Below are 13,152 nucleotides of genomic sequence, written 5' to 3'. Positions count from 1 at the left end.
GGCGTGCGTTCCGCACGGCGGGGGGTGCGGGGATGAGCGTCGATGCCCTGGTGATCTTCGGTATCACCGGCGACCTGGCCCGCAAGATGACCTTCCAGGCGCTCTACCGGCTGGAGGCGGCCGGGCTGCTGCACTGTCCGGTCATCGGAGTGGCGCTCGACGACTGGTCGCACGACCACCTGGTGGCCACGATGGGCGCGGCGCTGGACGGCGGCGGTGGGGCCGTCGAGTCGGAGGCGTTCGAGCGGCTGGCGCGGCGCATGTCCTACCTGCGGGGCGACTTCACCGACCCGGCCACCTACCGCGCGCTGGCGGACCGGCTGAAGGGCGCCGAACGGCCGCTGTTCTACCTGGAGATCCCGCCGTCGCTGTTCGCCCCGGTCGTGGAGGCCCTGGCCGCGGCGGAACTCACCACGGGTGCCACGGTCATGCTGGAGAAGCCGTTCGGACACGACCTGGCGTCCGCCCGGGCGCTCAACGCACGGCTCCACCGGGTGCTCGGCGAGGAGCAGATCCTGCGGATCGACCACTTCCTCGGCAAGCAGCCCGTGCTGGACATCCAGTTCCTGCGGTTCGCCAACGCGGTGCTGGAGCCGCTGTGGAACCGCGATCACGTGGCCGCGGTACAGATCACCATGGCCGAGGACTTCGGCGTCGAGGACCGCGGGGCGTTCTACGACCCGGTCGGCGCGCTGCGCGACGTGGTGCAGAACCACCTCCTCCAGGTCCTCGCCCTGATCGCGATGGAGGCGCCGGTCGGCCCCGGGTCCGACGCACTGTGGGACCGCAGGGTGGACGTCTTCCGGGCCATGGCCGACGTCGATCCGGCCCGCTGCCTGCGCGGCCAGTACGAGGGTTACCTGGACGTTCCCGGGGTGAAGGCCGGGTCGACGACCGAAACGTACGTCGAACTCGCGCTGGAGGTGGACAACTGGCGCTGGAGCGGGGTGCCGTTCACCATCAGGGCGGGCAAGGCGCTGGCCGCCAGGGCCACCGAGGTGCGCGTCGTCTTCAAGCGCCCGCCCCGGCTGGCGTTCCTGGACGAGCCCGAGCACCCCGCCCCCAACGAGCTGGTGCTGCGGATCGACCCGGACCCGGGTCTGCGGATCGGCCTGCTCTCCAAGAAGGCCTCCGGGCAGTCGGCCGACAGCGTCCACCTGGGCCTGTCCTTCGCCGCCGAGCTCGGCAAGCCCCCCGAGCCGTACGAGCGGCTCCTCAACGACGCGCTGACCGGCGACCGTTCGCTGTTCACCCGGCAGGACGTGGTGGAGGAGACCTGGCGGGTCATCCAGCCGCTGGTGGACCACCCGCCCGCACCCGTGTCCTACCAGCAGGGGTCCTGGGGCCCCACCCCTGGCCCGGGCCGCACCACCTGGCAGCTGCCCTGGCTCTCGACCCCGCACGACAGGAGTACAGACCATGGCGACCGGTGAACCGATGCAGCTCGGCGTGGTCGGGCTCGGCCGGATGGGCGCCAACATCGCCCGCCGGCTGATGCGCGACGGCCACACCTGCGTGGTGTACGACGTCAACCCCGCGGCCGTCGCCGCGCTGGAGCAGGACGGAGCGGTCGGCGCGACCTCACTGGCCGACCTGGCCGCGAAGCTGACCCCACCCCGGGCAGCCTGGGTGATGGTACCGGCGGGCGACATCACCGGCACCACCATCGAGGCCCTGGCCGCCGAACTCGCCCCGGGCGACACCGTCATCGACGGCGGCAACTCGTACTACCGCGACGACATCGCCCGCGCCGCGGCGCTGGCCGGCCGGGGTGTCCATCTGATCGACTGCGGGACCAGCGGCGGCGTCTGGGGACTCGACCGCGGCTACTGCCTCATGATCGGCGGCGAGAGCGAGGTCGTCGAGCGGCTGCGCCCGATCTTCGCGACCATCGCCCCCGGCACCGGCGACGCGCCGCGCACCACCGGACGCACCGGCACGCCGATCACGGCCGAGGAGGGGTTCCTGCACTGCGGTCCCAACGGTGCGGGCCACTTCGTCAAGATGGTCCACAACGGGATCGAGTACGGCATGATGGCCGCACTCGCCGAGGGCCTCAACATCCTGCACAACGCGGACGCCGGCAAGCGCCACACCGACGCGGACGCCGAGACGGCGCCGATGGAGCACCCCGAGTACTACCGGTACGACATCGACACCGCCGCGGTCGCCGAGGTCTGGCGGCGCGGCAGCGTGATCGGGTCCTGGCTGCTGGACCTGACCGCGGCCGCCCTCGTCGAGTCGCCCGGCTTCGAGGGCTTCGCGGGCCGCGTCTCGGACTCCGGCGAGGGACGGTGGACGTCGATCGCCGCGATCGAGGAGGGCGTGCCCGCCCCCGTGCTCACGACCGCCCTGTACTCCCGCTTCTCCTCGCGCCACCTCGACGACTTCGCCGACAAGGCCTTGTCCGCGATGCGCAAGGGCTTCGGCGGCCACGACGAGAAGGCCGGCTGACCGCACGAGCGCGTCGACGCCGGGGCTGGACGGTGGCCCGCTCCGTCTCGGCGTCGGTGGCCGCGAACGTGGTCGACCAGGTCGGCGAAAACGTGTTGGCGGACCCCCGCGCCCCCTGCTAACTTTCCGGAGGCCGTGCTGGAGAAAGAGGAGGTGGTACCCGTGAAGGCAGTATCGACATGGGCGCTCCCCTCCGGGGTCATGGTCGGGCGATAGGTCGTCCGGGAGCGCCGTTCAGGAGCACTCCCGAAAGGCACGACCGTGCGATTCACCTCCGAGCAGCGCCTCGACGACGGCGTCCTCGAACGCGAATTCACCCTCGGCGACATCCCCGGCATCCTGTGGACGTCCGGAACCGTCTCCGCACCGGCGCCACTGATCCTGCTCGGCCACCCCGGCGGACTGCGCAGGATGTACCCCCGACTGCTGGACCGGGCCCGGCAATCCACGGCCGACGGCTTCGCCGCGGCCACCATCGAGCTCCCCGGAAGCGGTGACCGGCCTCGTATCGCCGCCACCGAGCAGGCCCGCGCCGATCTGCGCCGGGCCATGGAGGCCGGCGAGCCGGTCGGCGCCGAGATCGTGGACCGGCTCGTCCTCCCGCTGGTCGAGACGTCCGTCCCGGAGTGGCAGGCCGCCTTGAACGCCCTTCTCTCACTGCCCGAGATCGGCGGCCCGGTCGGGTACTCGGGGGGAGTGATCGCCATCGGGACCCGGCTCGCGGCAGTCGAGCCGCGCATCTCGGCCGCCGTTCTGTTCGCCGGGAGCTTCGTCCCCGCCGCCACCTTCGAGGAGGCCCGCCAGGTCACCGTTCCGCTGCACGTCCTGCTGCAGTGGGACGACGAGGGGAACGACCGGCAGGCCGCCCTGGACCTGTTCGACGCCTTCGGCTCCCGGGAGAAGACGCTGCACGCCAATCTCGGCGGGCACACCGGTGTCCCGCCGTACGCGGGGGAGGCAGCAGCCCGGTTCTTCGCCCGGCACCTGACGTAGGGCCGGGCCGTCGGGCCGTCGGCAGACGAGGATCGACAAGCCGCCGGCGGCCCACCCCGCTTGCCCCGTCACCGACCGGGGGGACAGCTCGTCACCCGCCCGGTGACGCCTGCCGCCTGTCGTAGTGCTCCTGGGCGGCGAGGAGCTCGTCCCCGTGGTGGCCGAACCACTGGATGAGTTCGGTCAGCGGCCCGGCCAGGCTGACTCCGAGTTCCGTCAGGTTGTAGGTCACCTGGGGCGGGTTGGTGGGCGCGACGTGGCGGTCGACGAGCCCGGCCCTGGCCAGCGCCTTGAGGTTCTGCGACAGCATCTTCTGGCTGATGCCGCCGACACGTTGGTGCAGGTGCGCGAAGCGGTGCGGGCCGGCGACGAGGGCCGAGATGATCAGTGTCGCCCAGCGGCTTGTCGTCTGGTCCATGATCGGCCTGAGGACGCACCTGTTGTCGAAGGTGTCATGGGCCAGGAGTCGGGCGGCCGTCGCGACGTGCTGAGTTTCCATCACGTCACGAGCTTACAAAAAAGTAGGTACTTACCGTCAGAAACGAGCTCTCCTACGGTGACTTCTGCAAGCACCAACGTTCGAGGAGTCACTGTGAGCAGCAGCAACGCACGTACGGCGATCGTCACGGGCGCGTCGAAGGGCCTCGGTGCGGGGATCGCCAAGGCGCTGGCCGGGACCGGCGCGGCCGTGGTGGTGAACTACCGGGAGGATGCGAAGGGCGCCGAGCGGGTCGTCGCGGGCATCACCGCAGAGGGCGGCCGGGCGATCGCGGTCCGGGCCGACGTGGCCCGCCGCGACGACGTGCGCCATCTGTTCGAGCGCGCGCGTGAGGAGTACGGACCGGTCGACGTGCTCGTGAACAACGCGGCCGTCGCCACCTTCGCGCCGCTGTCGGGCATCACCGAGGAGGAGTTCCAGCGCGAGATGACCACCAACCTGCTGGGCACGATCCTCACCACGCAGGCCCTGGCCGCGCAGGACGACATCGACACCGCGTCGATCATCAACGTCTCGACGGCCGGCACGCTCACCCACCCCCTGTACGCCTCGCTCTACGTCGCGTCCAAGAGCGCCGTCAACGCGTTCACCGTCGTGGCGGCCAAGGAGCTGGGCCCGCGCGGCATCCGGGTCAACGCGATCATGCCCGGACCGTCGGACACCGAGGGCACCAGGGCCATGGGATTCCCCGGCTCGGCCCAGGAGGCCCAGGCGATCGCCGACACCCCGCTGGGCCGGACGGGCACCCCGGACGACTACGGCCCGCTGGTGGCCTTCCTGGCGTCCGACGACGCCCGCTGGATCACCGGGGACGTCATCCTCGCTTCCGGCGGCATGCGCTGACGCCCCGTCCGTGAGCTGAACCGGGTGCGGCCCGCAGCGCGCCCGGCGGAACAGCGCCGGTTGCGAGCGGGAGTCCGGGCAGCGGGTCAGCCGCACTCCACGGTTCACCCGGAACTCCGCCGACCTCGAATCGGTCGGCGCAACCATTCTTTCGCGCATACAGGGCCGTCCGGGTGGCGGGGCTGGGCCGCGCGGGTGACACGGGCCAGTCCACCACGCCTCCCGGACCGAAGGGCTTGAGGAGGGCGGTCATCGCCCTCACATGACCCGCCGTTCGAGGCGAGGCACGTACGACGCCCGGGCGGCCCCGCCGCCCCCACCGGAAGCGAGAGAGATGAACCCTGTGCTCGGACGCCCCCGACCGAAGTACACCGTCCGCACCGCCGCCACCTTCGGCGTGATGGCCCTGGCCCTGGCGAGCAGCATGCTGGCCGGCCCGGGCGCGGGAGTCGGCTCGGCGTCCAGCCACCGCGAGGCGCCGCTGATCGCCGCGGACCCGCAGGTCGACAACACCGACGTCTACGCGTTCACCAGCCCCGACAAGCAGGACACCGTCACCCTCGTCGCCAACTGGCTCCCGTTCCAGGAGCCCAACGGCGGACCGAACTTCTACCCCTGGGCCGACGGCGCCCACTACGACATCAACATCGACTCCCAGGGCACCGGCAGGCCCGACGTCACCTACCGCTGGACCTTCCACACCGAGGACCAGCGCGGCACCGACACCTTCCTCTACAACAACGGCGTCGTGAACAACCTCACCGACCCCACGCTGCTGTTCCACCAGTACTACACGCTCCAGGAGCTGCGCCCCGGCTGCGAGCCGAAGACCCTGGTCGAGCACGGCACCGCCACGCCGTCGGACACCGGCAGGGCCTCCATGCCGAACTACGCGCAGCTCCGCAGCCAGGCCGGCGTCCAACTGCCGAACGGCGGGCGGACCGTGGCGACCCAGGCCGCCGACCCGTTCTTCCTCGACCTGCGGGTCTTCGACCTGCTCTACGGCGGCAACCTCTCCGAGGTCGGCCAGAACACCCTGGCCGGATACAACGTCAACACCCTTTCCATCCAGGTGCCCAAGAGCGAACTCGCGTTCAAGGGCGACCCGGGCCGCAACCCGGTGATCGGCGTCTGGTCGAGCACCGAGAAGCAGACCATGAGGCTCAGCCCCGGCAAGCAGGAGCCGACCGGCAAGTACGTGCAGGTCTCACGGCTCGGCAACCCGCTGGTCAACGAGGTCGTGGTGCCCGCCGGGCTCAAGGACGCGTTCAACTCCCTGCCGCCGTCGGAGGACCACAACCAGCCCGCGCTGGTCAACAAGGTCCTCAACCCGGAGGTGCCGCAGCTCGTCCAGGCGATCTACGGCCTGCCGGCCCCTGCGACCCCCCGCACCGACCTCCAGGAGATCTTCCTGACCGGCATCGCCAAGGCCACCGGCGGCCCGTTCCAGGTCGACCTCAACTCCCAGCTGATGAACCAGGACATCAACCCGAAGAGGTTCGTGCCCGCGGAGGAACTGCGGCTGAACATGTCCACCCCGGTCACCGCGAACCCGAACCGGCTCGGCATCCTCAGCGGCGACTTCCAGGGCTTCCCCAACGGCCGCCGCCTGACCGACGACGTCGTCGACATCGCGCTCCAGGTGATGGAAGGCGCCACCCCCGGCCACCTCATTCCCGCCCTCGCCGCCGGCGACGGCGTCAACCAGGCCGACAAGCCGTTCTCCGGCTCCTTCCCGTACGTCGCCCTGCCGTACGCCAAGGCCGTCAACCAGCCCAACTGACCGTCGAGGCGGTGGGCGCGGTCCGGGCACTCCGGGCCGCGCCCACCGCCCGGACGTCGACCCGCCCGGAGCCGGCTCCCCGGCTCGGCCGCCTCGCCCCCGCCCGACCCGAAGGACCAGGATGCGCCGCTTGCCCCTGCTGCTCACCACCGCCACGCTGTGCGGCTGCCTGGCCGCGTTCGGAGCCCTCGGCCGGGAAGGGCCCGAGGCCGGCGCGCCGGCGGCGATCGGCAGTCCCGCAGCGGCCTCCGCGCCGAGAGCCGGCAGCCTGGGCCAGGCCATCCGCACCGACCAGCAACGGCTGCGCACCGTCCCGGGCGACGCCACCGGCTGGGCCCGGCTCGGGTCCGAGTACGTCGAGCAGGCACGGCTCACCGCCGACCCCTCCTACTACCCGAAGGCCGACGAGGCCCTGCACCGTTCGCTGAGCCTCCAGCCGGACGGCAACGCCGACGCCCTCACCGGCCTCGGAGCCCTCGCCAACGCCCGCCACCGCTTCGCGGACGCCCGCGACTTCGCCACCCGCGCGGTCACGACGGCCCCCCTGCACTGGTCGGCCTACGCCGTCCTCGCGGACGCCCGCACCCAGCTCGGGGACACCGTCGGCGCCACCGAATCCGTCCAACGACTCCTCGACCTGCGGCCCGGCACCGCCTCGTTCACCCGGGCCGCCTACGACCTCGAACAGCACGGCCGCACCGACGACGCCCACGCCGCCCTGCAACGCGCCCTCGACGACGCCTTCGACCCCTCCGACAAGGCCTTCTGCCGGCACCAGATCGCGGAACTCGACCGCAACAGCGGCCACCCCGAGCAAGCCCTGACCGGCTACCGCCAAGCCCTCGTCGACGACCCGTCCTACACCCCGGCGCTGGCCGGCCGGGCCCGCGCCGAGGCGGCCCTCGGCGACCCGGCCGCAGCCGTACGGGACTACGCCGCCGCCATCGCCCTGGTACCGCTCCCCCAGTACCTGCTGGAACTCGGCGAACTGCAGGAATCGCTCGGCCACCTTCCGGAGGCCCGCGAGCAGTACCGGCTGCTCGCCGCCGAGCAGCAGCTCGCCGCCGCCAACGGTGTCGTCGACGACCTGACGCTCGGCCAGTACCAGGCCGACCACGGCGACCCCGACCAGGCCGTCACCCTGCTGCGCGCCGAGTGGCAGCGCCGCCAGCACGTCCTGGTCGCGGACGCCCTCGCCTGGGCCCTGCACCGTCAGGGCAACGACCACGAAGCACTCCCGCTCGCCGAACAGGCGCAGCAGTACGGCTGGCACAGCGCCCTGTTCGCCTATCACCGCGGCGAGATCGAACGCGCCCTGGGCCGCACGGACGCGGCTCGCGAGCACCTGGCCGAAGCGCTGCGCACCGACCCGTCGTTCTCCCCGCTGCTGGCCCCGCGGGCCCGCACCGCCCTCGTCGCCCTCGTCGCCCTCGGAGGTGCGCCGTGACCCCTCGCCGACCCCTGATCCGCGTGGCAGCCACGGCAGCCGGCGCCCTGTGGCTGCTGTGTTCCGCCGCACCCGATGCCCGGGCCCACCCCCTCGGCAACTTCTCCGTCAACCACTACACCGGCCTGACCGTCCACGCCGACCGGCTCGACGCCCTCGCGGTCACCGACACCGCCGAGATCCCCACCCTGCAGGCAGCACCCGCCGTCGACATCGACGGCGACGGCACCCCGAGCGAGGCCGAACGCTCCGCCTGGGCCACCGCCCGCTGCGCCGAGACCGCCGGCCGCCTCGCCGTCACCGCGCCGCAGCGGCTCGCCTGGACGGTCGGATCCGCGGCGTTCGACTACCGGGACGGGCAGGCCGGACTGCGCACCAGCCGTCTCACCTGCCACCTGTCCGCGCCGCTGGACCTGGGGACCGGGCCGGTCACCTTGCGGGTGGACACCGGCGCGGACCCGGCCCGGGTCGGCTGGAACGAGATCACCGCCACGGGCGAGGGCGCCCACCTGGACCACTCCACCGTGCCCGCCGCCTCGTCCTCCGACGAACTCAGGAACTACCCGCGCGAACTCCTGGACACCCCTCGTGGCGACACCACGGCCGGCTTCACCGCCACCGCGGGCGACGGCCCGCCCAGCCTCACAGACACCGGCGTCGCAGGATCCGTGGGCCACGGCCTCACCGCCCGTATGGAGGCCCTGTCCCGCAAGCTGACCGTGCTGGCCGGCGCAGAGCGGCTGACCGTGCCGGTCGGCCTCCTCGCGGTCCTGCTGTCCGTCGTCCTCGGCGTGGGACACGCCCTGCTGCCGGGCCACGGAAAGACCGTGATGGCCGCCTACCTCGCCGGCCGGCGCGGCCGTCCCCGCGACGCGGTCACCGTCGGCGCAACCGTCACCGCCACCCACACCACCGGGGTCCTGGTCATCGGACTCGCCCTGACCACCTTCTCCTCCCTTGCCGGGGACACCGTCCTCGGCTGGCTCGGCGTGGTCAGCGGCGCCCTCGTCGCCCTCGTCGGCGCCGGTCTCCTCGCGGACGCCCTACGGCCACCCCGCGCTCATCGGCGCAGCCCCGAGCCGGCCCCCGAAGCAGCCCGCCGGCCCGCCCTGTTGGGAGCCGGCGCCCCGGCAGCGCACACCCACGACCACCCGCACCCGCACCCGCACCCGCACGGCGACCACCAGCACCACCGCCGCCCCACCGACCACCACCACGAGCACGCCCACGGGCACGGGCACGGGCACAGCCACGACGGCCACCGCCACGGGCACGACCACGGGCGGCCCCACCGGCACGGGCTTCTCGGTGGCCACCGCCACGCTCACGGGCCGGCGTCCGCCGAAGCCCGGCCGTTCACCACCCGCGGCCTGGTCGGCCTCGGCATCGCAGGGGGCCTCGTCCCCAGCCCGTCCGCGCTGGTCGTTCTCCTCGGCGCCGTCGCCCTCGGACGCACCCTGTTCGGTGCCGCCCTCGTGGTCGCCTACGGGATCGGGATGGCCGCCACCCTCACAGCCGTCGGACTGCTGCTGGTCCGCTTCGGCGACCGGCTCGGCCCGCTCGCCCACCGTCCGTCACTCGCCCTTCTGCGCCGCATCGCCCCGCACACGGCGGCCCTGACGGCCGCACTGGTCCTCATGGTCGGTGTCGGCCTGATGGTCCGCAGCCTCCCGCCCGTCCTGTGAACCCCGGAGTCCCCGCATGACACCGCACCGCACCGTGCCCCTCGCCGCCCTGCTCGCCGTCGCCGTCATCGTTCTCAGCGGGTGCGCGGGCCCGGACACCGGCAGCCTCGACGCCCAGCGCGCGACACCCTCCCCCACCTGCCTGGTCCACCAGACGAAGCAGCCAGGCGACCACTACACCAGCGGCACCGGCGCCGACACCCGTTCGATCCTGGAGATGATGCGCTACTACACCGCCAACGGCGGCAAGGCCTACTGCGACGGCAAGCCCCCGACCACCACCGACCGCCGCTGGACGGACCTCTACACCGACCTCGGCGGAGACCCCGGCCACGTACCCGGGCCCACCCGGAACAGCTGAGACCTCACGTGACGGCACCGCTCCGGAGGCGCCGTGGCCCACTGGGCCTCAGCGGGACGTGCAGCGGGCCGACGGCACAGCCTTGCAGCAGATCGTGGCGGACCGGCGCTGCGCACGCACCTGCCCGGCACGACCGTCCGACCGTTGGTGCGTGCGTGCGTGGAAATCGGGGAGCGGTACGTCGGTCCGGGGAGAGCGACCGATCACCCCGCCCGGGGTCACCCCGGTCAGTTCCTCCGGCTCCCGCTGCCGCTCAGCTCGACCGGCCCGTCCCCTATCGCGCCCATGTCGCGGACGATCCCCATCACCTGGGCGCGAGTGCTCACCCCGAGCTTGGCGAAGGCCTTGGTCAGATGGGCCTCGACGGTGCGCGGGCTGAGGAAGAGCCGCTCGCCGATCTGCCGGTTCGTCATCGCCCGGCCGACCAGCTCGACGATCTGCCGTTCACGGGCCGACAGCAGATCGAACGCGGCGCCCGCACGGCCGAGTCCGGCCGGCCGGGGCTGTTGGGCGCCCAGGCGGCGCTGCTGCTGGGTGACGGCGGCCGCGGCCCAGGTGGCGCCCCGGCTCTGCAGGCTCTGCTTCGCGATCCCCAGCTGTTCCTGGGCCTGCGGGACCTGGCCGCTCCGGGTGAACGCCGCGGCCAGGAGCCGACGGGCCTGGGCCTCCTCCAGGGGCAGGCCCGCGGTGACGCAGGCCCGGACCGCCCGGTCCGCCTCGGACAGCGCGGCCTGCGCTTCACCGGTCGCCAGGTACAGGGTGGCCCTGGCCAGGCGGGCCTGGGCGGTGGCGGACGGCAGGCCGAGCTCGGCCGCCGCCCTACTGCACCGCTCGGCCCAGAACGCGGCTCGGTCCGGCTCGCCCCGCGCGGTCTCGGCCTCGGTGAGCAGCAGGCACCAGGCCGGGACCGAAACCGCGTCGGGCGCCGAGAGTTCGCCGTCATCGCCGACCAGGAGGCCGAGGCAACCGTCCGGATCCTCCTGGAGGAGCCTGAGCCTGGCGAGGGTGCCGATGGCGCTCCCTCGCAACCAGGAGCACAGGGAAGCATCGCTGACCATTCCCTGCCCGGCGACTCGGGCGGCGGCCTCCGGGCCGTCCCGTAGGAGTACCGGGAGGGCGCTCAGGGCTGGGGACATCCGCTGGACGGTGGTGTCACCCGACAGCCCGCTGAGGTGCTGCGCCCGAGTGCCGTGGGTGAGGGCGGCGTCGAGTCCGCCGAGGCGAGCGTGCGCCTGGGAGGCGACGAGGTGGAGCGGTGGCAGCAGGTGGTGCCGGCCGGTGCGCCGTGCGACGTCCAGTCCGCGCTCCAGGTGTCGGACGGCATCGGTGCAGCGGTCCAGCATGATTTCGGTGCAGGACAACTGGACGACGGCGTCGATGAGTTGTGCGAGCCTTCCGTCGGGCAGGCTGTCGGCGAGCCAGCGGCTCCGCTCCTGAAGAGCGAGCGCCGTGGCGATGTCGCCGGCCAGGGTGGCACCCAGTCCCAATGCGGCCGATGTCCTCAACTCGGCTTCCTGGTCGCCACGTTCGCGAGCGGCCTGCCGGATCCTCTCGAAGCGGGGGGCGAGTTCTCCGAACCGGCCGCGCATGAGCTGGACACCGGCGAGCTCCGCCTGCAGCGGGACGGTGTCCAGCGGGTCGCTCTCGTCGGCTCCCGCCAGCTCCGCCTCCACCAGTGCGGCCGCTTCGTCCAGTCGGCCCAGCAGCCGGTCCACGCCGGCGCTGAACTCGACGAGGTCGGTGCGGCAGGCGGCCGCCGGGGTGTCGGTGTCGCGCTCGGCGAGCAGCTCGTGCAGCAGGTTGCGGCTCTCCAGCAGCCGGCCGCTCCTACCCAGTGCGCAGGCCAGTTCGAAGCGCAGGTCACCGCGGTCCGGGGCGTTCTCCGGAAGCAGCCGAAGCGCCACCCGCAGGAGGTGGATGGTGAACGGGGACGAGCCGGGCACACCGACGCGGGCCGCCCGGACGAGCAGCCGTGCCGCGGCCCGGTCGCCGGGCCGGGCGGAGCCCGCGATCTGGTGGGCCCGCAGCTCGACCGGCGCGTCGACCCGTTCCAGGTGGTGCGCGGCGCGCCGGTGCGCCGCGCGCCGCCAGGCGTGACCGGCCGCATGGTAGACCGTGGCGGCCAACAGGGGGTGTCGGAAACGCAGTTCGCAGCCTTCGGGGCGCAGCAGGTCGGCTGCGGCGAGGTGGTCGAGGGCGGCTTCCACCGCCGGCTCGGGGAGGCCCGTCACCTCGGCGAGCAGCGCGGTGTCGGCGCAGGGGCCGGTGACGGCCGCCGCCGTGGCGACGGCCCGGTCCGCTTCGGTCAGGGCGTCGAGTTCGGTGAGTACGGCGGCGCGGGCGTCGTGCGGTATCGCCTCGGGGTCGAGCAGGGCGGGCGAGATCGGCAGACCGGCCAGGTCGCTGTCCGACATGGCGGCAACGGCTTTGAGGTAGAACGGGTTTCCGGCCCCGGCCTCGGTGAGGAGTTCACACCGAGGGGTGCCGGCTTCGACGCCGAGGAGCCGGGCGGCCGCGTCGGCACCGAGATCGCCGAGGCGCAGCAGGGTGACGGAGGGGTTGTCGTCGGCGCCGAGGGCGGCGGCCAGTCGGTGGCAGATCTGCCGCGGACGGTAGGCCAGGACGATCACGAGCGGCACCGGTGGGGGGTTGCGGACGAGGTCGGCGAGCAGCCCCAGCGAGGCGTCGTCGGCGGCGTGGACGTCGTCGAGGAACAGGGTGGTTCCGGCCGGCGCGGCCACCTGCTCCAGCAGCCGGCGGAAGGAGCGGTGGACGGCGTGCCGGTCGAATGTGCCGGTCCGCGGCGTCGTCTCCCCGGCCTCGTCGAGGCCCGGGAACGCGGTGCGGAGCACGGCCCAGTCGGTGGCCGGGAGCCGGGCGCGGGTGGCGGGGGTGATCAGGTCGTCGAGAGCGTCGGCCAGCAGGCCGAACCGTACGGTGCGGGCGGTGGGCCTGCCGCGGGCCGATCGGACCCGCAGCCCCTGCCTGCGGACGGCGCGGGCGGCGTCGGCCAGCAGGAGGGTCTTGCCGGTGCCCGGGTCCCCGGCGATCGCCAGGACGCGGACCGTCGGATCGCCCGCTCGGTCC

General features: G+C 73.1%; 10 protein-coding genes. 8 read left to right on the top strand and 2 right to left on the bottom strand.

Features of this window, described 5'->3' with window-relative positions; all coding sequences use genetic code 11:
* Nucleotides 1-32: 32 nt before the first annotated feature.
* The 3 genes from ACIOFR_RS24565 to ACIOFR_RS24555 all read left to right on the top strand — a co-directional run bounded on the left by ACIOFR_RS24565 (nt 33) and on the right by ACIOFR_RS24555 (nt 3,447).
* Nucleotides 33-1,433: a glucose-6-phosphate dehydrogenase gene (locus ACIOFR_RS24565; RefSeq protein WP_401000753.1), complete on the top strand. Its 1,401-nt coding sequence runs from the start codon at nt 33-35 to the stop codon at nt 1,431-1,433.
* Nucleotides 1,420-2,454, top strand: a complete 1,035-nt coding sequence (gene gnd, locus ACIOFR_RS24560) for a phosphogluconate dehydrogenase (NAD(+)-dependent, decarboxylating) (protein WP_401000751.1) — start codon at nt 1,420-1,422, stop codon at nt 2,452-2,454. The genes ACIOFR_RS24565 and gnd overlap by 14 nt, the downstream gene beginning before the upstream one ends.
* Before the next feature lie 261 nt (nt 2,455-2,715).
* Nucleotides 2,716-3,447, top strand: coding sequence for an alpha/beta hydrolase (locus ACIOFR_RS24555; protein ID WP_401000749.1), 732 nt, complete (start codon nt 2,716-2,718; stop codon nt 3,445-3,447).
* A 91-nt stretch (nt 3,448-3,538) separates the two neighbouring features.
* Here ACIOFR_RS24555 and ACIOFR_RS24550 read toward each other — a convergent pair whose 3' ends face one another.
* Nucleotides 3,539-3,946, bottom strand: coding sequence for a winged helix-turn-helix transcriptional regulator (locus ACIOFR_RS24550; protein ID WP_401000968.1), 408 nt, complete (start codon nt 3,944-3,946; stop codon nt 3,539-3,541).
* Nucleotides 3,947-4,039: 93 nt separating this feature from the next.
* Here ACIOFR_RS24550 and ACIOFR_RS24545 point away from each other — a divergent pair, with 93 nt between their 5' ends.
* The 5 genes from ACIOFR_RS24545 (at nt 4,040) to ACIOFR_RS24525 (ending at nt 10,065) form a co-directional block, all read left to right on the top strand.
* Entirely contained in the window at nt 4,040-4,789 is a 750-nt protein-coding gene (locus ACIOFR_RS24545; RefSeq protein WP_401000747.1) for an SDR family NAD(P)-dependent oxidoreductase, read from the top strand.
* A gap of 334 nt (nt 4,790-5,123) precedes the next feature.
* Nucleotides 5,124-6,572, top strand: a complete 1,449-nt coding sequence (locus ACIOFR_RS24540; protein WP_401000745.1) for a DUF4331 domain-containing protein — start codon at nt 5,124-5,126, stop codon at nt 6,570-6,572.
* A gap of 121 nt (nt 6,573-6,693) precedes the next feature.
* Complete coding sequence (locus tag ACIOFR_RS24535; protein WP_401000743.1) at nt 6,694-8,019, top strand: tetratricopeptide repeat protein; 1,326 nt, start codon at nt 6,694-6,696, stop codon at nt 8,017-8,019.
* A 23-nt stretch (nt 8,020-8,042) separates the two neighbouring features.
* Complete coding sequence (locus tag ACIOFR_RS24530) at nt 8,043-9,704, top strand: nickel/cobalt transporter (protein ID WP_401000741.1); 1,662 nt, start codon at nt 8,043-8,045, stop codon at nt 9,702-9,704.
* A 16-nt stretch (nt 9,705-9,720) separates the two neighbouring features.
* A complete protein-coding gene (locus ACIOFR_RS24525; protein WP_401000739.1) occupies nt 9,721-10,065 on the top strand; it encodes a hypothetical protein in 345 nt (114 codons plus the stop codon).
* 227 nt (nt 10,066-10,292) lie between these two features.
* Here the strand turns inward: ACIOFR_RS24525 and ACIOFR_RS24520 are convergent.
* A partial coding sequence (locus ACIOFR_RS24520; protein ID WP_401000737.1) for an AAA family ATPase occupies nt 10,293-13,152 on the bottom strand: 2,860 nt, incomplete at its 5' end.

The sequence above is a fragment of the Kitasatospora sp. NPDC088346 genome, assembly GCF_044740765.1.
In the GTDB taxonomy this organism is placed as follows: domain Bacteria; phylum Actinomycetota; class Actinomycetes; order Streptomycetales; family Streptomycetaceae; genus Kitasatospora.
This window is presented reverse-complemented; position numbering and strand designations above follow the sequence as displayed.